The organism is Sinomonas cyclohexanicum (genome assembly GCF_020886775.1).
Taxonomy (GTDB): domain Bacteria; phylum Actinomycetota; class Actinomycetes; order Actinomycetales; family Micrococcaceae; genus Sinomonas; species Sinomonas cyclohexanicum.
Genome location: NZ_AP024525.1, coordinates 1,354,649 through 1,373,180 on the forward strand (window position 1 = coordinate 1,354,649; position 18,532 = coordinate 1,373,180).

The following is an 18,532-nucleotide window of genomic DNA, read 5'->3' on the forward strand; positions in this document are numbered from 1 at the left end:
TGGGGGGCCATTACTGGACGGTGACATGTTGACCGACAAGAAACCCGGATCGGAGCCCGGGGCCGATTTCGACGAGTCCCAGGACAGCGACGAACCGGCCTTCGAGTGGATGAACAAGGCAGATGGCCCCGCCGCCGCGCCGGCTCCCGGACCGGAGGAGCCCCACAAGGACCCCGTCCCGACGGGCGCCCTCAACGTGCGCCCACCCCAGGACGAGGTCGAGCGGCGTCGGGCGGAGCGTGACGCCGTGGCGCGGTCCAAGCCGGTGGGGCCGCGCATCGTCCAGGTGCTCATGGCGATCCTGCTGCCGTTCCTGCTGCTCATCGCGGCCGTCCGACTGGTCGCGAGCCCCGTGTTCCTGTGGATCGAGTACTACCGGCCGGGTTTCCCCGGAGACGGCTACGGGTTCACGACCGACGACCGCCTCACGTACGGCTCGTACGCCGTGGACTACCTCGCGAACCTCGCCGGTCCGCGGTACCTCGGCGACCTTGTCTTCCCCTCGGGCGACCACCTCTTCACCGCCGGGGAGGTCAGCCACATGGCGGACGTCAAGGGAGTGGTCCTCGCCGCCTACGGCGCCGGGCTCATCCTGCTGGTCTTCTTCGTGTTCGCGTTCTTCGGCCTGCGCAAGACCAAGGGCGCGTTCGCGAGGGGCCTGTTTGCGGGCGCCTTCGTCACGATCGGCATCATCGCGGCCCTCGCGATCCTCGCGGCCCTCGGCTGGCAGCAGTTCTTCACGGACTTCCACGAGATCTTCTTCGCGAACGGGACGTGGACGTTCCGCCTCGAGGACACGCTCATCCGGCTCTTCCCGAGCCAGTTCTGGATCGATTCGGCCCTCGTGATCGGGGTGCTCGTGGCTCTTGTGGCGAGCCTCCTCGTGATCTTCTGCTGGCCGACGCAGCGCCGGCGGGCCCGGCGGCTGGCCGCCGGCGAGGGACGTGCACCCCAGACAGAGGGGACCGAGGCGGGCGCGCCGTCGGTGAACCCCGCCCGGAAGGACGCGGCTCAGTCCGAGTAGAGCTCCTCGAGGGCTTCGGGGACGGAATCGATCAGGCGCTGCCGCCGCAGCTTGAGCGACGGGGTGAGGTCTCCGTCCTCGAGCGTGAGCTCCCGGGGGAGCACCACGATGCGCCGGATGGACTCGGCGCGGGAGACGCTGGCGTTGGCCGCGTCCACCGCCCGTTGGAGCTCGGCGAGCACGTCGGGATCGGACGCGGCGTCCGCGATGCTCAGCACGCGGCCGCGGCGCCGTGCCCACGAGCTCAGCTGGTCGCCGTCGAGCGCTACGAGCGCACCCACGAAGGGCCGGCCCTCGCCCACAACCACGGCGTGGGCGATGAGTTCGGATTCCTGCAGGGCCTCCTCGAGCGGACCGGGCACCACGTTCTTCCCGCCGGCCGTCACGAGGATGTCCTTGAGGCGGCCGGTGAGGGTGAGGAAGCCGTCGGCGTCGAGCGATCCGAGGTCGCCGGTGGCGAAGTAGCCGTCGGGGCGGAACGCCTCGTTCGCGGCAGCGCTCGAGGCCGTGTACCCGCGGATCACGCCGATGCCCTTGACGAGGACCTCCCCGTTCGCCGCGATGCGGACCGACGTGCCGGGCACGGGCCGTCCCACCGTGCCGATCCGCGTCGCGGCGGGGGTGTTGACGGTGCATGGGGCGGTGGTCTCGGTGAGCCCGTAGCCCTCGAGGACCGTGAGCCCGGCTCCGCGGAAGAAGTGCGCGAGGGTGGGGCTCAGGGCGCTCCCGCCCGAGACGATGGTGGACACCTGGCCGCCGAACGCCGCCCGGAGCCGACCGTACACGAGCCTCTCGAACACGGCGTGCCGCAGGCGCAGCCTGCGGCCCGGACCCTCGCCGCGGCCGGCGGCCTCGTCGTCGAGCGCCCTCGAGTAGTCGCGCGCGGTGGCGGCGGCGCGCTCGAACAGGGAGCGCCGCACGCCCTCGGCGCGCTCTTGGGCTGACGCGTAGACCTTCTCAAACACCCGCGGCACGGCCAGCAGGAAGGTCGGGCGGAACGTCGCGAGGTCGGCCAGGAGGGTCGACTGGCGGGAGTGCCCCACCGTCACTCCCGCTGCCACGCACGTGACCTGGACGGCACGGGCCAGGACGTGGGCGAGCGGGAGGAACATGAGGGTGCGTGCGCCGGGCCCGACGACCTCGGGAAGGTGGGCCTGGAGGTTCACCGCGAGCAGCGCGAGGTTGGCATGGGTGATCTCGCAGCCCTTGGGACGCCCCGTCGTCCCCGACGTGTACACGAGGGTCGCAAGGGAATCGAGGCGGGCCGCGGAACGGTGCCGTTCGAGTTCCTGGTCGGAGACTCCGAGGCCCGGTCCGGACAGCGAGAGGAGTGTGGAGCCGGTGCCGTCCTGGGTCATGACGGTCACGGGGAGCCACGTGGTGGCCAGCTCGGGGGTGGAGCCGATGACGTCCTGGACGGCGAGGGCGAGGTGGCTGTTCTCGACGAAGACGCGGCGCGCGCCGGAGTCCGCGAGGATGTAGGCGATCTGCGACGGCGAGGAGGTCTCATAGATGGGCACCGGAACGCCGCCGGCGTACCAGACGGCGAAATCGGTCAGCGCCCAGGAGTAGCTCGAGGCGGAGACGATCGCGACGCGGTCGCCGGCGTCGAGGCCGCTCGCGATGAGCCCCTTGGCAAGTGCCTTCACCTCGCGGCGGAACTGGTCGGCGCTGACGTGATCCCATCCGGTATCGGTTCGCACCGAGAAGAGCTCGGCGTCAGGAGTGGCAGCGGCCCGCGATTCGAGGAGGTCGGTGACGTTGGAGCTCGGGGGGAGCGCGGTGAGGAGTTCGGCGGCAGCCTCCGCTGGCGCCGGACGCTGGGTGGGTCCGGGGGTGGGTCCAGACTCCGGTTCGCCGCTCATGTGCACTCCTCCACTGCGCTCCTGTGGTGCTGGCCGTCCCCCCGTCCCATCCTGCCATCTCGCCCCCGCGATCTCGCCTTACGGCTGGCGCCTATGTCCAGCTCGGCATCCACAGGCGCAGGCGCCACTCGATGTAAGGGATCGGCTCCGCCGTCCAGATCGGCATGAGGTACGCGGAGATCACAAGGGCGGCGAGCACGAAGACGCCCACAGCGAGGAACCCGGTCTGGCGACGGCCGGGAGAGTCCGTGGGCCGCCCGAGGAGGAGCCCCAGGACCATCGCGAGGGCCAGCACGAGGAATGGCTCGAACGAGACCGCGTAGAACGCGAACATCGTGCGGTCCGGGTACATGAACCACGGAAGGTAGCCGGCGGCGACGCCCGCAAGGATCGCGCCCGCGCGCCAGTCGCGGCGGCCGGCCCACAGGAGCACGAGCACGGCGAGGGCAAAGGTCCCCGCCCACCAGATGAGCGGGTTGCCCACAGACAGCACCGCCGAGGAGCAGTGCTGCACCCCGCACACGCCGGCCGGCTCGGTGTAGTAGAACGAGACGGGCCGGCCCTGCAGGAGCCAGCTCCAGGGGCTCGAGGCGTACGGGTGGGGGGTGGACAGCCCGTTGTGGAAGGCGTAAGCCTCCTGATGGTAGTGCGCGAGGGATCGCAGCGACGCGGGAACCCAGTTCCAGGCGGGATCCGGGTTCGCCTCCGCCCAATGGCGGTACAAGCCGTTGTCGGACAGGAACCAGCCCGTCCAGGAGGCCAAGTACACCGCGCCGGCGGTCACGAGGATGCTCGCCGCAGCGAGCGGGGCGTCACGCAGGACGGCGGCGGCGAACCATGAGCGCACCCCCGCCTCGCGTCTCGCCCCCGCATCCCACAGGACGCTCATGATCCCGAACACCGCGATGAACGCGAGCGCGGACCACTTGACACCGACCGCGAGGCCCAGGCACACGCCAGCGGCGATCCGCCACCACCGCACGCCGAGCCACGGGCCCGTCACGAGCGCCGTCGGGCGTATCCTCCCGTCCGGACCGGCGAGCTTCCCGAGTCGGGCGGCGAGGCGGCGCCGGGCGTCGTCGCGGTCCAAGAGGAGGGCGCAGAAGGCCGCGAGGATCCAGAAGGAGAGGAAGATGTCCAGGATCCCGGTGCGCGAGAGGACCAGGTGGTGGCCGTCGATCGCGAGGAGCACTCCGGCGGCCGCCGCGAGCGTGTGCGAGCGGAACAGCCGGCGGGCGGCCCACGCCGTCATCATCACCGAGAGGGTGCCGACCAGCGCCGCCGAGAACCGCCACCCGAAGGAGCTCCCGGGGCCGAACAGGGCCATGCCGAACGCGATCATCCACTTGCCGACGGGCGGGTGGACCACGTACTCGGGCGACGCGAGGAGCCCGGACATGTCGCCGTTGACGAAGAGGTCGTTCGCGTTCTCGCTCCAGGCCCGCTCTACCCCCGAGACGAGGAACGAGTAGGCGTCCTTGACGTAGTAGGTCTCGTCGAAGATGAGCGCGTGCGGCCGGTCGAGCTGCCAGAAGCGCAGGACGCCGGCGATGAGCCCCACCGCGACCGGGATGAGCCACGCGAGCAGCCGGTCCCGGCGGTCCGCGTCCCGCCACCGGGTGCTCTGGCCGAGGAGCCGCTCGCGCAGCGACTGCGCAGGGTCCTTGGCAGCGCTGGCCGGGTCGAGGAGCCGGGGGCGCGCTGAGTTCCAGCTGCGCACGTGCGCACGGGTCTGGGTCGGGGTGGCCATCCTGCCCCATGCTACCGGGGCGCGCTGGCGTAGGCTGGAGCGGTGCAGCCGCCCGAGACCACCGCCGATCCCGCCCGAGATTCCGCCGATCACGACGGTGCTCATCCCGACGCTGCTGACCACGACGGTGCTGACCACGACGTGGCCGCGCACGACGGCGGCACGCGCCTCGCGCCGTCGGCCGCGGGCGGGGCGGTGGTCCTCGCGGCGACGCCGATCGGCAACCTCGGCGACGCGAGCCGTCGCCTCATCGAGCTCCTTGGCGAGGCGGACATCATCGCGGCCGAGGACACGCGGCGACTGTCGCGCCTCGTGCACGGACTGGGCGTGCAGCCGCGCGGGCGGGTGCTCAGCTACCACGAGCACAACGAGTCCGCGAAGACGCCGGAGCTGCTCGAAGCGGTGGCGGGAGGGGCGACCGTCCTCCTCGTCACCGACGCCGGGATGCCCGCCGTGTCGGACCCGGGATTCCGGCTCGTGGAGGCCGCAGTAGCACAGGGCCTGACCGTGACGGCGGTGCCCGGCCCCTCGGCGGTGCTCACGGCGCTCGCGCTTTCCGGACTCCCCACCGACCGGTTCTGCTTCGAGGGCTTCCTGCCCCGCAAGGCGGGGGAACGGGCCTCGCGGCTCGCGGAACTGCGCGCGGAGCGGCGCACCATGGTCTTCTTCGAGGCCCCCCACCGGTTGGCCGTCATGCTGCGTGCCCTGGCCGAGGCGTTCGGGGACGGCCGGCGCCTGGCGGTGTGCCGCGAGCTCACCAAGACCTACGAGGAGGTCCTGCGCGGGGGCGCCGCCGAGCTCGCCGCGTGGGCAGAGGGAAACCAGGTGCGCGGTGAGATCGCGATCGTCGCCGAGGGCGCGCCCGAGTCTGCTCCGGCACGTCCCGAGGACCTCGTGGCCGAGGTCCAGTCCCTCGTGGCATCGGGGGCTCGCCTGAAGGACGCGGTCGCGGTGGTCGCGGAGGGCTCAGGAGCGAGCAAGCGGGAGCTGTACGCCGCCGTCGTCGCCGCGCGCTAGTGCGAAGAGAAACCGCGGAATCACGCGGAAGTCAGTTGTGCACTTGCACAGGTGTAATGCGTCACAGTCGTTCGGGTCAGCATGGACACCCGTAGGGCCGGGGGCCTAGCGTGGAGGGAGTCCATCCACGCTCGACGCCGAGCGTGCGCCCTGAAGGAGTCGACGTGTCTGAGACCACCGCTGTCACCCCCGAGCGCGAGCAGGAACTGCTTGCTAAAGTCCCCACCGGCCTGCTGATCAACGGCGAATGGCGCGAGGCCACGGGCGGGAAGAAGTTCGCGGTCGAGGACCCCGCGACCGGCAAGACGCTGCTCGAGATCGCGGACGGCACGAGCGAGGACGCCGTCGCCGCGCTTGACGCCGCCGACGCCGCCCAGGCCGCGTGGGCCCGTACCGCTCCCCGCGAGCGTGGCGAGATCCTCCGCCGCGCCTTCGACCTCGTGACCGAGCGCGCCGAGGACTTCGCCCTGCTCATGACCCTCGAGATGGGCAAGCCGCTGTCCGAGTCCCGCGGCGAGGTCACGTACGGCGCCGAGTTCCTCCGCTGGTTCTCGGAAGAGGCCGTGCGGGACTACGGCCGCTACCTGACCACTCCCGAGGGCAAGAACAAGATCCTCGTCCAGCGCAAGCCCGTCGGCCCGGCGCTGCTCATCACGCCGTGGAACTTCCCGCTCGCGATGGCGACCCGCAAGGTCGGCCCCGCGCTCGCGGCAGGCTGCACGGCCATCATCAAGCCGGCGAAGTTCACGCCGCTCACCACACAGCTGTTCGCCTCCGTCCTCGTCGAGGCCGGTGTTCCGGCCGGCGTCGTCAACGTTGTCTCGTCGTCGTCGGCGTCGAGCATCTCCGGGCCCCTCATGAAGGATTCGCGCCTGCGGAAGGTCTCATTCACGGGGTCGACGCCGGTGGGCCAGCGCCTGCTCGCCGACGCCGCGCAGAACGTGCTGCGCACCTCGATGGAGCTGGGCGGCAACGCCCCGTTCATCGTGTTCGAGGACGCGGACCTGGACAAGGCCGTCGAGGGGGCCATGGCCGCCAAGATGCGCAACATGGGCGAGGCCTGCACGGCGGCGAACCGATTCCTCGTCCAGGAGTCGGTGGCCGAGGAGTTCACCTCGAAGTTCGCCGCCGCGATGGCCGCGCTCAAGCCGGGCCGTGGCACCGACGCCGGCTCGAACGTGGGCCCGCTCATCGACGGGGGTGCCCGCAAGGACGTCCACGCGCTCGTGACGGAGGCTGTCTCCTCGGGCGCGACGGTCGCCACGGGTGGCGGCCTGGTCGATGGCGACGGCTACTTCTACCAGCCGACCGTCCTTGCGAACGTCCCGAACGACGCCGAGATCCTCCGCAACGAGATCTTCGGCCCCGTGGCCCCGGTGACGACGTTCGCCACCGAGGAGGACGCCATCCGCCTCGCGAACGCGAGCGAGTACGGCCTCGCCTCGTACCTGTACACCAAGGACTACGCGCGCATGTTCCGCGTTGCCGAGCAGATCGAGTTCGGCATGGTCGGGTTCAACGCGGGCGTTATCTCCAACGCGGCGGCCCCGTTCGGCGGCGTCAAGCAGTCGGGCCTGGGCCGCGAGGGCGGCGCCGAGGGCATCGAGGAGTACACGACGGTGCAGTACATCGGCATCGCGGACCCCTACGCCCAGTAGACCCCCCCAGGCGACCGCTCGGCAGGTCGTGTGGAGGGGGCTAGTCCTTCCTTCGCCGCAGCGCGCGCCCGAGCGCTGCGCGTACCCTGGCCCCCGCAGCCCTGGCTGCGGGGGCCAGCCGCGTCACGGCCCGGGTGAGCCACGCGAAGGACGACGGCGGGAGGGCGGCGATGCGCGCGCGGTGCACCGGGCGCTGGGCGAGCCGGCCGGCCCGGTGGACCTCCGAGACGGCGGCACGCGCGGCCTCCTCGTCGGCCTCGTAGCCGGGGCGGCCGAACTCGTGCCGCTCGTATTCGGTGGTGAGGGTGTCGAGCGCGCGGTGCAGGCCGCCGTCGTGCGTCTCCCAGGCGCCGAGCCGGTTCGCGAAGCTGCGCGGGGTGTCGGAGGGGTCGGGGGCGAGGCCGTGGTCGAGGCCGACGGCCTCGAGCTCCTCCCAGATGCCGCGCAGGCCGCGGCTGAGGCGCCGTCGTCGCTGGGCCGCGCGGACCGCGGCCGGAAGCGCGACGACGACGGCGACGGCCAGGACGCCGAGGGCCAGCAGGAGCGCCGGGAGCCAGGCCGACTCGGCCGAGGCCTGTCCGGGCTGGGGAGCCTGGCTCGGCACCGGAGTGGGAGCGGCGGTGTTGGGGCCCGCGCGGAGGCCGTCGTTGGGATTGTCGAGGTTGCTGCTTCCGCCCTGGCCGACCGTATCGGTGAACGCGTAGGTGGGCAGGACGCCGCGGGACGGCGTCGGCTCGAACGGGACCCAGCCGAGGCCCTGGAAGTACAACTCGGGCCAGGCGTGGGCGTCCTTGCCGTCCACCTGGTATTCGGGGAGCCCCTCGGAGGAGGGGATCGCCACGGTCTGGCCCGTGGGGTGCCCGGGGGCGAACCCGACCGCGATCCTGCTGGGGATGCCGACGACGCGTGCCATGACGGCCATCGCGGCGGCGAAGTGGATGCAGTACCCGGCGCGCTTCTGCAGGAACGTGTCCAGGACGTCCATGCCGGTGCCGTCGTAGCCGTCCTCGACCGGGGTCTTCTCGGAATAGGTGAAGGTGCGCAGCCAGGCCTGGATCGCGAGGGCACGCGCGTACTGCGTCGTGGCGCCCTTGGTGACCTGGTCGGCGGCGTTGCGGACGCTGTCGGGCACGCCGCGCGGGACCTCGGCGGCGATGAGGTCGATCCCGCGCGGAGCGGTCACGGATGCGCTCAGTGCCGCGGGCGTGATTTGGGGCATCGTCGAGTGGACAACGTAGAACTGGTTCTGGCTCGACGCCGGTCCTCCCTTGACGCTGAGGTCGCTCGGGTCCCAGGCGAAGTCACCGCGGACGCCGTCGAAGGACGTCGGCGCGTAGGGCGCCGGAAGGTAGGGGCTCGTGAATTCGCCGGTCGCGATGACGGTGGTGGTCGTCGTGGACGGCACGGTCACCCGCGTGCCCGTGGAGATCTGGGTGATGGGGCGTTCGCGCTGGTCGTCGTGGTTCTCGGGCCCCCAGGTTCCGCCGTTGAAGTCCTCGATCGTGACGGTGCGCAGGTACACGGGCGTCGTGGAATCGGTCGCGTACTTCAGGACTCCGAGGGCGCTCGAGCTGCGCAGGTCGTTGCCGAGGCTGATGAGCGGGTTCAGGCCCACGTTCTGCCCGATGGAGTTGAGGCGGGAGCCCTCGGGGAACGTGCCGCGGGTGAAGCCGGGGATGATCTGGGGGACCACGAGGGCCCCGGCCACGATTGCCGCGACGAGGACCACGAGGCGCGCGGGGGAGAGCGCTGCGGCCGTGTGCTCGCCGGCGCCCTCTCTGCCGCCCGGTTCGGCGCCCCGGCCGCTGCCCGGGCCGGTGTACGCCGAGCCCGCCGTGGCCAGGAGGCCCAGATATCCGGCCGCCGACGCTGCGAACCCGACCGCCCCCACGCTCTCCGGCTTGAGGGCCGCCGGGACGACGAGGACGGCGAGGACCGCGACGCCCGAGAGGGCCGGCATGCGGCACGAGATCGCGATGGTCTCGGTGACCAGCGCGATGAGGCCGAGCGCCCCGGCCGTGAGGGCGACGATGCCGACGTTGGGGGCGGCGGGGACGGCATCGAACGCGATCGTGTGCCACGCCTCGTCGAGGGCTTCCCCGGCCGCGGTGAGGGTCCCGGGCGTCGGCAGGATCCCCGCGAGGCTCGCGTCGCGGAAGAACATCGAGTCCATCCCGATCGTCCACATGACCAGGCCCGCCAGCGCGACGAGGACGGGGTGCAGCCGGAAGATGCGCGCGGCGCTCGTACCGGCAAGCGCGGCGCAGACGACCACGAGCACCGGGTACAGCCAGCTGTAGCCCCGCAGGACCCCCGAGTAGGAGATCGACCCCCCGCCCACGGCCAGCGCGAGGAAGGCCTCGGCCGGAAGATGGCGCCACTGGAAGTGCCGCCGGACGCCCGCGGTCATGCCGTGCTCCTCGCGGTGCGGCCTCCACGGGCCGTGCCCTCATCGGCGCGGCCCTTCGGGACCGTGCTCGCTGTCAGGGCTGCCCAGAGGTGCGCGATCGACGAGCGGGGCGTGGCCTCGACAGTGAGCCACCCGCCGTCGCGCAGCACTTCCACCGCCTCGCGGGACGTGCCCGCGCGCGATGTCACGACGAGGGCGATCGCCCGCTCGGCGAAGCCCGCGGCGGAGGCGAGCTGGTGGGCCTCCTGCCGGGTGGTCCGCCCGAGCACCGCCACGATCGGACCGCGGTGCCGGTGGCCCTCGAGCCGGTCCAGGAGGCTGTCGCTGAAGCCGTCGGTCCCCGCAGGGGTCTCGAGCGGGGCGATGGCCGCGAGGCCCTCGGCCACCATGGCGATCCCGTCGCGGCCCGCGTAGTCGGGGCTGTCCGGCTCGGGCGCGGAGGCCGAGTGCGCGAGCGCGAGCCCGCCGCCGGGCTCGAGGAGCCGGAGCGAGTAGCCGAGGTCGTTCAGGTGTGCGGCGATGGACATGACGGCCGTGACGGCCCACTCGAACGCCGGGGAATCGTGGCCCTCGGGATCCTCGTGCCCGGGCAGCGGGAACGCCGGGCGCCGGAGGTCCACGACCAGGGTCGCCTCGGGTGAGACGGCCGACTCCTCCTGCCGGACCATGAGCTCGCCGTGGCGTGCCGTCGCGGCCCAGTGGACGCGCCGCATGGGGTCGCCGTGGCGGTACTCGCGCGTCATGACGTCGTCGTCGCTCGGATTCGACTGGATCCGTGCGGCGACGGATCCCTCGGCGCCGCGCACACCGGAGAGCACCGAGGCGGCCAGCGGCACGGCCGCGGGGGTCACCGTGAGGCGCGCCGTCGACCCGAGGCGGCTGTGGCGCTCCGCGAGGCCGAAGGGATCGGTGTGGCGGGCCTCGACGGGGCCGAGTTCGAAGAGGCCGCGCCGCGGGCAGGCGAGCTCGTAGCGGTAGTGGCTCGCGCCGTCGCGGGAGATTGACCGTCCCGGGTAGACGAAGGTGGGTCCGGTTCCAAGCGTGGGCGGAAGCTGCTCGGCCATGGACATGCGCCCCGACAGGAGTCCGCTGTGGTTCAGGCTCAGGGCGATCTCGGTGAGGTGGCCTGCCTCGACCACGTCCGGCCGTGGCTCGCGCCGCACCGTCATCGAGGGGCGGATCAGCAGGTTGGAGACGAGCGCCGCCGCCGGGATGAGGGCGAGGAAGACGGCCAGGTGCAGGAGGTCCCTGCGGCCCATCACCTGGGCTGTGACGAGGACCACGGCCGCGGCGCCCACGAACCCCCAGCCGCGGGGCGTGAGCGTGCCCTGCCAGTCAGTCCGGGCTGCCGCCCTGGCCACGGTGCGGCCCTAGCCCCGCCGGCGTGCTGCGGGCGCCCCCGCGGCCGGGACCGGCACGGACTCGATGATGGCGTGGAGGATGGCCGCCGCCGTGAGCCCGCTGCCGGCCGCCCGGCGGTCCAGGACCAGGCGGTGGGTGAAGACTGCGGGGGCCATCGCGGCGACGTCGTCCGGGAGCACGAAGTCGCGGCCGGCGAGGGCAGCGCGCGCCTTGGCCGCGCGGAGGAGCTGCAGGACCGCACGGGGGCTGGCCCCGAGGCGGAGACGTTCGCTCGTGCGGGTCGCGCTGCCGAGGGCGACCGTGTACTCCTTGACCGGGGCGGAGACGAAGACGTCCTTCACGGTCGCGGTCATCGAGCGGATCTCAGCGGCGTCGACCACCGGCTCCACCTTGAGCAGCGGCGAGTCCGACTGATGGTTCTCGAGCATCTCCGCCTCGGCGGCGGCGTCCGGATAGCCCATCGAGATGCGCGCCATGAAGCGGTCCCGCTGGGCCTCGGGCAGCGGGTAGGTTCCCTCCATCTCGATCGGGTTCTGCGTGGCCACCACCATGAACGGTTCCCCGAGCGCATACGAGGTGCCGTCCACCGTGACCTGGTGCTCCTCCATGCACTCGAGCAGGGCCGATTGGGTCTTGGCCGAGGCCCGGTTGATCTCGTCCCCGATCACGATGTTGGCGAACACCGCGCCGGGCCGGAACTCGAACTGCCGCGTTGCCTGGTTGTAGATGGACACGCCCGTGACATCGCTCGGCAGGAGGTCCGGGGTGAACTGGATGCGGCTGACGGAGCAGTCGATGGACCGCGCGAGGGTCTTGGCGAGCATCGTCTTGCCCACCCCGGGGACGTCCTCGACGAGCAGGTGGCCCTGCGCGAGCAGCACGGTGAGGGCCAGCCGGGCGGCGTCCGCCTGGCCGTCGACGACCTGGGCGATCGAGGCCAGGATCCGCTCGCACGCGGACTTGAACCGGGCCGCCTCCATGGGCTCCGGCCGGCCAGCCTGATGGACCGCCCGCAGGGGGCTGACCGTGGCCTGGTGCTCGTCCGTCCCGACGTCGTGACCGTCCATGTGTCCCCTCCCGAAGGGCCTCATGTTGCGCCGCCAACGCCTCAGGATGTGCGCTGCGTCACGCCTAGCTCCACGTTACCCGCAGCGCCCGTTTTATGCCGCGCCGCTAGGGTCGCCGCTTTTATAGAGTGGAGTCCATGTGCTCCGCCCACCCTCCGCTCGCCTACCGCTGGACCGACCACGACGCCGCCGCGGGCCCAGCCGCCGACGGCGAGCCCGCGCCGTCGTCCGGGCGCCGTGCGAGAACCGACGAGGAGGGGCGCAAGCGCCGCCTCGAGTACCCGCCCGCGCCCGAGCCGCTCCCCGTCCCCGTGGTGGACAACCACACCCACTTGAACTTCCGCGACGGGCTCGTCGAGGTCGGCGTGAAGGAAGCGCTCGACGCCGCCGCGGCCGTGGGCGTGGACCGCGCCGTCCAGGTGGGGTGCGATCTGGAGTCCTCCCGATTCACGGTCGAGGCGCTCGACGCGGACTCCCGGCTCCTCGGTGCCGTGGCCCTGCACCCCAACGATGCGCCACGCTACGCGGCCCGCGGGGAACTCGAGGCCGCCTACGCCGAGATCGAGCGGCTCGCGGGCCACCCGCGCGTGCGGGCGATTGGGGAGACGGGCCTGGACTACTTCCGCTCCCAGGGCGACGCGCTCGCGGTCCAGCACGACTCGTTCCGCTGGCACATCGACCTTGCCAAGCGCCTTGGCAAGACGCTGCAGATCCACGACCGTGACGCCCACGAGGACGTCGTGAGGATCCTGGCCGAGGAGGGGGCTCCCGAGCGCGTGGTGTTCCACTGCTTCTCCGGGGACGAGGAACTCGCCCGGATCTGCAACGAGAACGGCTGGTTCCTCTCCTTCGCGGGCACGTTCACGTTCAAGAACGCGGACAACCTGCGCCGGGCCCTTGCGGTCGCCGAGCCGAGCCGCGTGCTCGTCGAGACCGACTCGCCGTTCCTCACGCCGCACCCGTACCGAGGCCGCCCCAACGCGAGCTACATGGTCCCCTATACCGTCCGTTCGATGGCCGAGGTCCTCGGCGCGGACCTGGCCGGGCTCTGCACACGGATCTCGGCGAACACCGAGGAAGCGTACGGCTCCTGGGACTGACGGCGGCGCGCGCAGCCGCATACCGCGAGCCAGCTCTCGAATGTGGCCCATTCGTCACCGTTTGGACCAGACGATAACGTTTCGGTTACAGTGAATCCTCGATGGCCGGGGCTGGGGGGTGCCCGGATTGACCGAGCATTGGACACTTGTGAACCGACCCTCCGCGCGCCGCGCCGCCCGCCCCGCACCGTCAGCACCCCTCAGCACCCGCCGCTCTGCCGTGCGCATCGCCGGCCAGGCCGCCATCGTGGCCGCCCTCGCCCTCGGCACGACGGCGTTCGTGGTGAACGGCAAGAGCGTCACACTCGACGTGGATGGCCAGGCCACGAGGGTCACCACCTTCGCCTCGACGGTGGACGAGGTTGTGAAGAGCGCAGCAGTGGAGGTCGGCTCGGCGGACAGGGTCAGCCCGGCACTCGGCGAGGGCATCACGGACGGCGCGGTCGTCACGGTGAGCCGGGCCAAGCACGTCAGCGTGGACCTCGACGGCACCCAGCGGTCCGTCGACACGACCGCCTCCGACGTCGCCGGCCTCGTGGGCCAGCTCGGCCTCCCTGCAGGCTCCTTCGCCTCGCTCGACCGCTCGGCCCACATCGAGTCCGACGCCGCGCCGATCCTGATCTCCACGCCCAAGGACGTCACCGTCGTCGTCGACGGAACTCCGGTGACGCGCACGACGACGGCCGCCACCGTCGCGGACCTGCTCACCGAGCTGGGACTCACCCCTGGTCCGGCCGACCAGGTCTCCGCGCCGCGCAGCGCGCCGATCGTGGCCAACATGGCGCTCAAGGTCACCCGCGTGGACACCTCCGCGGCGGCGACCACTACCGAGGCCATCCCGTTCAGCAGCGAGAAGACCGACAGCGCGGACCTCACTGTCGGCGACACGAAGGTCGTGCAGGCGGGCGCTGACGGCACGGTCGAGAAGCACTACCAGCTCGTGACCGTGGACGGCCGTGAGGCGCAGCGCACCCTCGTCTCCCAGGACATCACCAAGGCCCCGGTCACGGAGAAGGTCCTGGTCGGCACGAAGCCCAAGGCGGCTGCCGCTCCGGCCGGCCAGAACACCGGTGCCGCCGCGCCTGCTGTCATGAACGGCGCCATGTGGGACAAGATCGCCCAATGCGAGTCGAGCGGCAACTGGGCTGCCAACACCGGCAACGGCTACTACGGCGGCCTCCAGTTCGACATCTCCTCGTGGATGGCCAACGGCGGCGGCCAGTACGCCCCCAATGCCTCGCTCGCCACCCGCGAGCAGCAGATCGCCGTGGCCAACACCTACTACGCGAAGGCCGGGCTCGCCCCGTGGGGCTGCCGCTACGTGGTGGGCGGCTGAGGCCGATCCTGCGGCCCGCGGCGGCCGCCCGTTCAGGGCCCCGGTCCCGATAGGATGCTCGGGTGACTGAAGCCCCCGGAACCCGCCCACTCCTCGGCGCCGCGGACATCCGCGCACTCGCGGGGGAGCTCGGGATCCGGCCCACCAAGACGCTCGGGCAGAACTTCGTGATCGACGGCAACACGATCCGCCGCATCGTCTCCGCCGCCCACCTCGACCCGTCCGAGACGGTGCTCGAGGTCGGCCCCGGGCTCGGCTCGCTCACGCTCGGCCTCCTCGACGCGGCCGCACGCGTCGTGGCGGTCGAGATCGACCCCGTCCTGGCGGGGAAGCTCCCGGCGACCGTGAAGCGGTGGCGACCGGACGCCGTCGGCCGCTTCGACCTGGTGCTCTCCGACGCGCTCAAGGTGACCGAGCTGCCACAGGAGCCCACGGCGATCGTTGCCAACCTGCCGTACAACGTCGCAGTGCCCGTGGTGCTGCACCTCCTCGAGCACTTCGACAGCCTGCGCCACGGGCTCGTCATGGTCCAGGACGAGGTGGCCGACCGGCTCGCCGCGGCGCCCGGATCCAAGATCTACGGCGTGCCCAGCGTCAAGGCTGCCTGGTACGGCACGATGCGCAAGGCCGGCGTGATCGGCATGAACGTCTTCTGGCCGGCACCCAAGATCAGCTCAGGCCTCGTGGCCTTCGCGCGCACCGAGCCGCCCGCCACCACCGCGCGCCGCGAGGAGGTCTTCGCGGTCATCGACGCCGCGTTCGCCCAGCGTCGCAAGACCCTGCGGGCCGCGCTGTCCGGCTGGGCGGGCTCCGGAGCGGCCGCCGAGCGCATCCTGCGCGCCGCGGACGTGGACCCGCAGGCGAGGGGCGAGGTGCTCGGCGTCGCGGACTTCGCCCGGATCGCGGAGCAGAGGGACGTGCAGCAGGAGAACGCCGAGCAGGGCACGGTCCGCTAGCGTGGAGGCCATGCGCACCCCCACCGGCCGCGGCGGCCGCCCGCGATCTGTGCGGGTCAAGGCTCCCGGCAAGGTCAACGTCTCGTTGCAAGTGGGCCCGCTCCGCCCCGACGGGTATCACTCGGTGGCCAGCGTGTACCTTGCCGTGTCCCTCTTCGAGGAGGTCACGGCCACAACCACGTCCGAGCCGGGTGTCACCGTGAGCCTCGGCCCGGACAGCACGCTCGATCTCGACGCGCTCGATATCCCCCTCGACGAGCGCAACCTCGCCGTGAAGGCTGCCCGGCTCATGGCCGAGGTGACCGAGAGCCCCACCGGCGTCCACCTCACCATCACGAAGCGCGTCCCGGTGGCCGGCGGCATGGGCGGGGGATCGGCCGACGCCGCTGCGGCACTCCTCGCGTGCGATGCCCTGTGGGGCTCCGGGCTGTCCAAGGAGGAGCTCGCCCACGTCGCGGCCGAGCTCGGCGCCGACGTGCCGTTCGCGCTCCTCGGCGGGGCCGCCGTCGGGCTCGGCGTCGGCGACCAGCTCTCGCCCGCGCTCGCGACGAGCCGGTTCGACTGGGTGCTCGTGCCGGCCGACTTCGGCCTCAGCACCCCACGCGTGTTCGCCGAGCTGGACCGCCTGCGCGAGGCGGAAGGCATCAGCGCGCCCGAACCGACCGACGTCGAGCCCGCGATCCTCGCCGCGCTCCGCACCGGGGACGCGGGCGGGCTCTCCCACCTGCTCGTCAACGACCTCCAGCGCGCGGCGATTTGCCTCGCGCCGCAGCTGCGCGACACCCTCGGCTGGGCGGACTCCCACGGGGCCCTCGCCTCGATTGTCTCGGGCTCCGGGCCCACCATCGCGCTTCTTGCGTCCGACGCCGACGCTGCCGCCGACCTCGCGGCGGACCTCGCCCACCGCGGCGTCGAGGCGCTCGCCGTGCATGGTCCGGTGCCGGGGGCACGGATCGTCAGCGACACCGTCCTGTAGGCCGCGGCGGTAGGCTTCTCTCGTCCCTCCTCCGGTCCATGCAAAGGACGTTTCACCTGTGGCACACCTGCTCGGCGGCGAGAGCCTGGCCATCTCCTTCGGCACGCGCACGGTGCTCGACGGCGTCACGGTGGGCCTCAACGAGGGCGACCGCATCGGGATCGTGGGACGCAACGGCGACGGGAAGTCCACGCTTATGCGCCTCCTCGCCCAGCGGCTCACGCCGGACGCCGGCCGCGTCACGAAGCGCCGAGACGTCAACGTCGGCTACCTCGACCAGTCCGACGTGCTCGACGGAGACCTCACCGTGGGAACCGCGATCGTGGGCGACCGCGCGGACTACGAGTGGGCCTCGAACGCCAAGATCCGCGACATCATGGGCGGCCTCGTCGCCGACGTCGACTGGGACGCCCAGGTCTCCTCGCTCTCCGGCGGCCAGAAGCGCCGCGTGGCGCTGGCCAAGCTGCTCATCGAGCCGCACGACGTCATCATGCTCGACGAGCCCACCAACCACCTTGACGTCGAGGGCGTCGCGTGGCTCGCGCGGCACCTCAAGACCCGCTGGCGCGCCAACGAGGGTGCCTTTCTGGTCGTGACGCACGACCGCTGGTTCCTCGACGAGGTCTGCACCGACACGTGGGAGGTCCACGACGGCATCGTCGACCCGTTCGAGGGAGGCTATGCGGCGTACGTCCTTGCCCGCGCCGAGCGGGACCGGATGGCCGCCGTCGTGGAGGGCAAGCGCCAGAACCTCATGAAGAAGGAGCTCGCGTGGCTTCGCCGTGGGGCGCCTGCGCGGACCTCCAAGCCGAAGTTCCGGATCGAGGCCGCCAACGCCCTCATCGCGGACGTCCCCGAGCCCCGCGACACGGTGGCGCTGTCGAAGATGGCCACGGCCCGGCTGGGGAAGGACGTCATCGACCTCGAGGGGGTCTCGCTCGCGTTCGACGGCGCGGACACGCCGATCCTGGACAATGTCACCCTGCGCCTCGCTCCCGGCGAGCGGGTCGGCCTCGTCGGCGTCAACGGCGCCGGGAAGTCCACCCTTCTTCGTCTCCTTTCCGGCGAGATCGAGCCAACGTCGGGCCGGGTGAAGCGCGGCAAGACGGTCGTTCCGGCGGTCCTGAGCCAGGACGCCAAGGAGCTCGATGACGTCGCGGACCTGCGCGTCGTCGAGGTCATCCAGCGAGAGAAGCAGTCCTTCTCGGTCGGGGGCAAGGACCTCACGGCCGGCCAGCTCGTCGAGCAGCTCGGCTTCACGAACGAGAAGCAGTGGACCCGCGTCTCGGAGCTCTCCGGTGGCGAGCGGCGCCGACTCCAGCTCCTGCGGCTCCTTGTGGGGGAGCCCAACGTGCTCATGCTCGACGAGCCCACCAACGACCTCGACACCGACACTCTCGCGGCCGTCGAGGACGTCCTCGACGGCTGGCCCGGCACGCTCGTGGTTGTGAGCCACGATCGCTACCTCCTCGAACGCGTCACCGACCACCAGCTCGCCCTCTTGGGCGATGGCAAGGTCCGCGGCCTCCCCGGTGGAGTCGACCAGTACCTTGCCCTGCGCGAGGAAGCGCTCGCCGCCGCGGAGCGGTCCGTCGTTGGCGGCTCGGCGAGCACGACGGCGGCCGCCTCCGCGGCGTCCGGCTCCCCTGAGGCGGGCTCTCCCGCGGCGGGCACGCAGGCCTCCTCGCAGGCCGAGGCTGCGCCGTCGCGGTACAGCGAGGCAGAGAAGCGCGACGCCCGGAAGGAGCTCTCCCGGATCGAGCGCCAGCTCACGAAGCTGACTTCTCAGGAGGAGAAGCTCCACGCGCAGATGGCCGACTCCGCCGAGGACTACGCCCGCCTGGGCGAGCTCAACACCCAGCTCCAGGACGTCCTGGGGCAGAAGGAGGAGCTCGAGATGGCCTGGCTCGAGGCGTCCGAGATCGTCGAGTAGGCCGCTGAGGGCGGGGCTGCGCTGAGGGCGGGGCGGCGCTGATCACGGGGAAGGGTGGGGGCCGCGCGGAATGGTCTT

At 71.9% G+C, this 18,532-nt stretch carries 13 protein-coding genes; 8 read left to right on the top strand and 5 right to left on the bottom strand.

Annotated elements, in window-relative coordinates; translation table 11 throughout:
• Nucleotides 1–28 precede the first annotated feature (28 nt).
• Nucleotides 29–1,024: a TIGR01906 family membrane protein gene (locus SCMU_RS06340; RefSeq protein WP_229232180.1), complete on the top strand. Its 996-nt coding sequence runs from the start codon at nt 29–31 to the stop codon at nt 1,022–1,024.
• Here the strand turns inward: SCMU_RS06340 and SCMU_RS06345 are convergent.
• Together SCMU_RS06345 and SCMU_RS06350 are read right to left on the bottom strand one after the other, a co-directional pair.
• A complete protein-coding gene (locus SCMU_RS06345) occupies nt 1,012–2,889 on the bottom strand; it encodes an AMP-dependent synthetase/ligase (RefSeq protein WP_229232181.1) in 1,878 nt (625 codons plus the stop codon). The genes SCMU_RS06340 and SCMU_RS06345 overlap by 13 nt on opposite strands.
• Nucleotides 2,890–2,980: 91 nt before the next feature.
• On the bottom strand, nt 2,981–4,639 hold the full coding sequence (locus SCMU_RS06350) for a dolichyl-phosphate-mannose--protein mannosyltransferase (protein ID WP_229232182.1): 1,659 nt from the start codon (nt 4,637–4,639) through the stop codon (nt 2,981–2,983).
• Between the two features lie 141 nt (nt 4,640–4,780).
• Here SCMU_RS06350 and rsmI point away from each other — a divergent pair, with 141 nt between their 5' ends.
• Together rsmI and SCMU_RS06360 are read left to right on the top strand one after the other, a co-directional pair.
• A complete protein-coding gene (gene rsmI / locus SCMU_RS06355) occupies nt 4,781–5,656 on the top strand; it encodes a 16S rRNA (cytidine(1402)-2'-O)-methyltransferase (RefSeq protein ID WP_229232949.1) in 876 nt (291 codons plus the stop codon).
• A 164-nt stretch (nt 5,657–5,820) separates the two neighbouring features.
• Nucleotides 5,821–7,314, top strand: coding sequence for an NAD-dependent succinate-semialdehyde dehydrogenase (locus SCMU_RS06360; RefSeq protein ID WP_229232183.1), 1,494 nt, complete (start codon nt 5,821–5,823; stop codon nt 7,312–7,314).
• 40 nt (nt 7,315–7,354) lie between these two features.
• Here the strand turns inward: SCMU_RS06360 and SCMU_RS06365 are convergent, their stop codons facing one another.
• The 3 genes from SCMU_RS06365 to SCMU_RS06375 are packed head-to-tail and all read right to left on the bottom strand — an operon-like array spanning nt 7,355 to nt 12,153.
• Nucleotides 7,355–9,724, bottom strand: a complete 2,370-nt coding sequence (locus SCMU_RS06365; RefSeq protein WP_229232184.1) for a transglutaminase TgpA family protein — start codon at nt 9,722–9,724, stop codon at nt 7,355–7,357.
• Nucleotides 9,721–11,085, bottom strand: coding sequence for a DUF58 domain-containing protein (locus SCMU_RS06370; protein ID WP_229232185.1), 1,365 nt, complete (start codon nt 11,083–11,085; stop codon nt 9,721–9,723). The genes SCMU_RS06365 and SCMU_RS06370 overlap by 4 nt, the downstream gene beginning before the upstream one ends.
• A gap of 9 nt (nt 11,086–11,094) precedes the next feature.
• Nucleotides 11,095–12,153, bottom strand: a complete 1,059-nt coding sequence (locus SCMU_RS06375) for an AAA family ATPase (protein ID WP_229232186.1) — start codon at nt 12,151–12,153, stop codon at nt 11,095–11,097.
• Nucleotides 12,154–12,290: 137 nt separating this feature from the next.
• On the opposite strand from SCMU_RS06375, the gene SCMU_RS06380 reads away from it, so the two are divergent.
• From SCMU_RS06380 to SCMU_RS06405, 5 genes are all read left to right on the top strand, one after another.
• The gene (locus tag SCMU_RS06380) at nt 12,291–13,253 is read left to right on the top strand and encodes a TatD family hydrolase (protein WP_229232187.1); all 963 of its coding nucleotides are present in this window, start codon (nt 12,291–12,293) and stop codon (nt 13,251–13,253) included.
• A 148-nt stretch (nt 13,254–13,401) separates the two neighbouring features.
• Nucleotides 13,402–14,589: a resuscitation-promoting factor gene (locus SCMU_RS20715; protein WP_274602933.1), complete on the top strand. Its 1,188-nt coding sequence runs from the start codon at nt 13,402–13,404 to the stop codon at nt 14,587–14,589.
• Between the two features lie 62 nt (nt 14,590–14,651).
• The gene (gene rsmA, locus SCMU_RS06395; protein WP_229232188.1) at nt 14,652–15,545 is read left to right on the top strand and encodes a 16S rRNA (adenine(1518)-N(6)/adenine(1519)-N(6))-dimethyltransferase RsmA; all 894 of its coding nucleotides are present in this window, start codon (nt 14,652–14,654) and stop codon (nt 15,543–15,545) included.
• A gap of 10 nt (nt 15,546–15,555) precedes the next feature.
• Nucleotides 15,556–16,521 carry a 4-(cytidine 5'-diphospho)-2-C-methyl-D-erythritol kinase gene (locus SCMU_RS06400; RefSeq protein WP_229232189.1) on the top strand — a complete coding sequence of 322 codons (966 nt, stop codon included), beginning with the start codon at nt 15,556–15,558 and terminating at the stop codon, nt 16,519–16,521.
• Between the two features lie 58 nt (nt 16,522–16,579).
• Nucleotides 16,580–18,454, top strand: coding sequence for an ABC-F family ATP-binding cassette domain-containing protein (locus SCMU_RS06405; protein WP_229232190.1), 1,875 nt, complete (start codon nt 16,580–16,582; stop codon nt 18,452–18,454).
• Nucleotides 18,455–18,532 lie beyond the last annotated feature (78 nt).

Coding starts and splice junctions, on each gene's coding strand:
- SCMU_RS06345 (WP_229232181.1), bottom strand. CDS start 2,889: ATGAGCGGCGAACCGGAGTCTGGACCCACCCCCGGACCCACCCAGCGT.
- SCMU_RS06350 (WP_229232182.1), bottom strand. CDS start 4,639: ATGGCCACCCCGACCCAGACCCGTGCGCACGTGCGCAGCTGGAACTCA.
- SCMU_RS06365 (WP_229232184.1), bottom strand. CDS start 9,724: ATGACCGCGGGCGTCCGGCGGCACTTCCAGTGGCGCCATCTTCCGGCC.
- SCMU_RS06375 (WP_229232186.1), bottom strand. CDS start 12,153: ATGGACGGTCACGACGTCGGGACGGACGAGCACCAGGCCACGGTCAGC.
- SCMU_RS06380 (WP_229232187.1), top strand. CDS start 12,291: ATGTGCTCCGCCCACCCTCCGCTCGCCTACCGCTGGACCGACCACGAC.
- SCMU_RS06400 (WP_229232189.1), top strand. CDS start 15,556: ATGCGCACCCCCACCGGCCGCGGCGGCCGCCCGCGATCTGTGCGGGTC.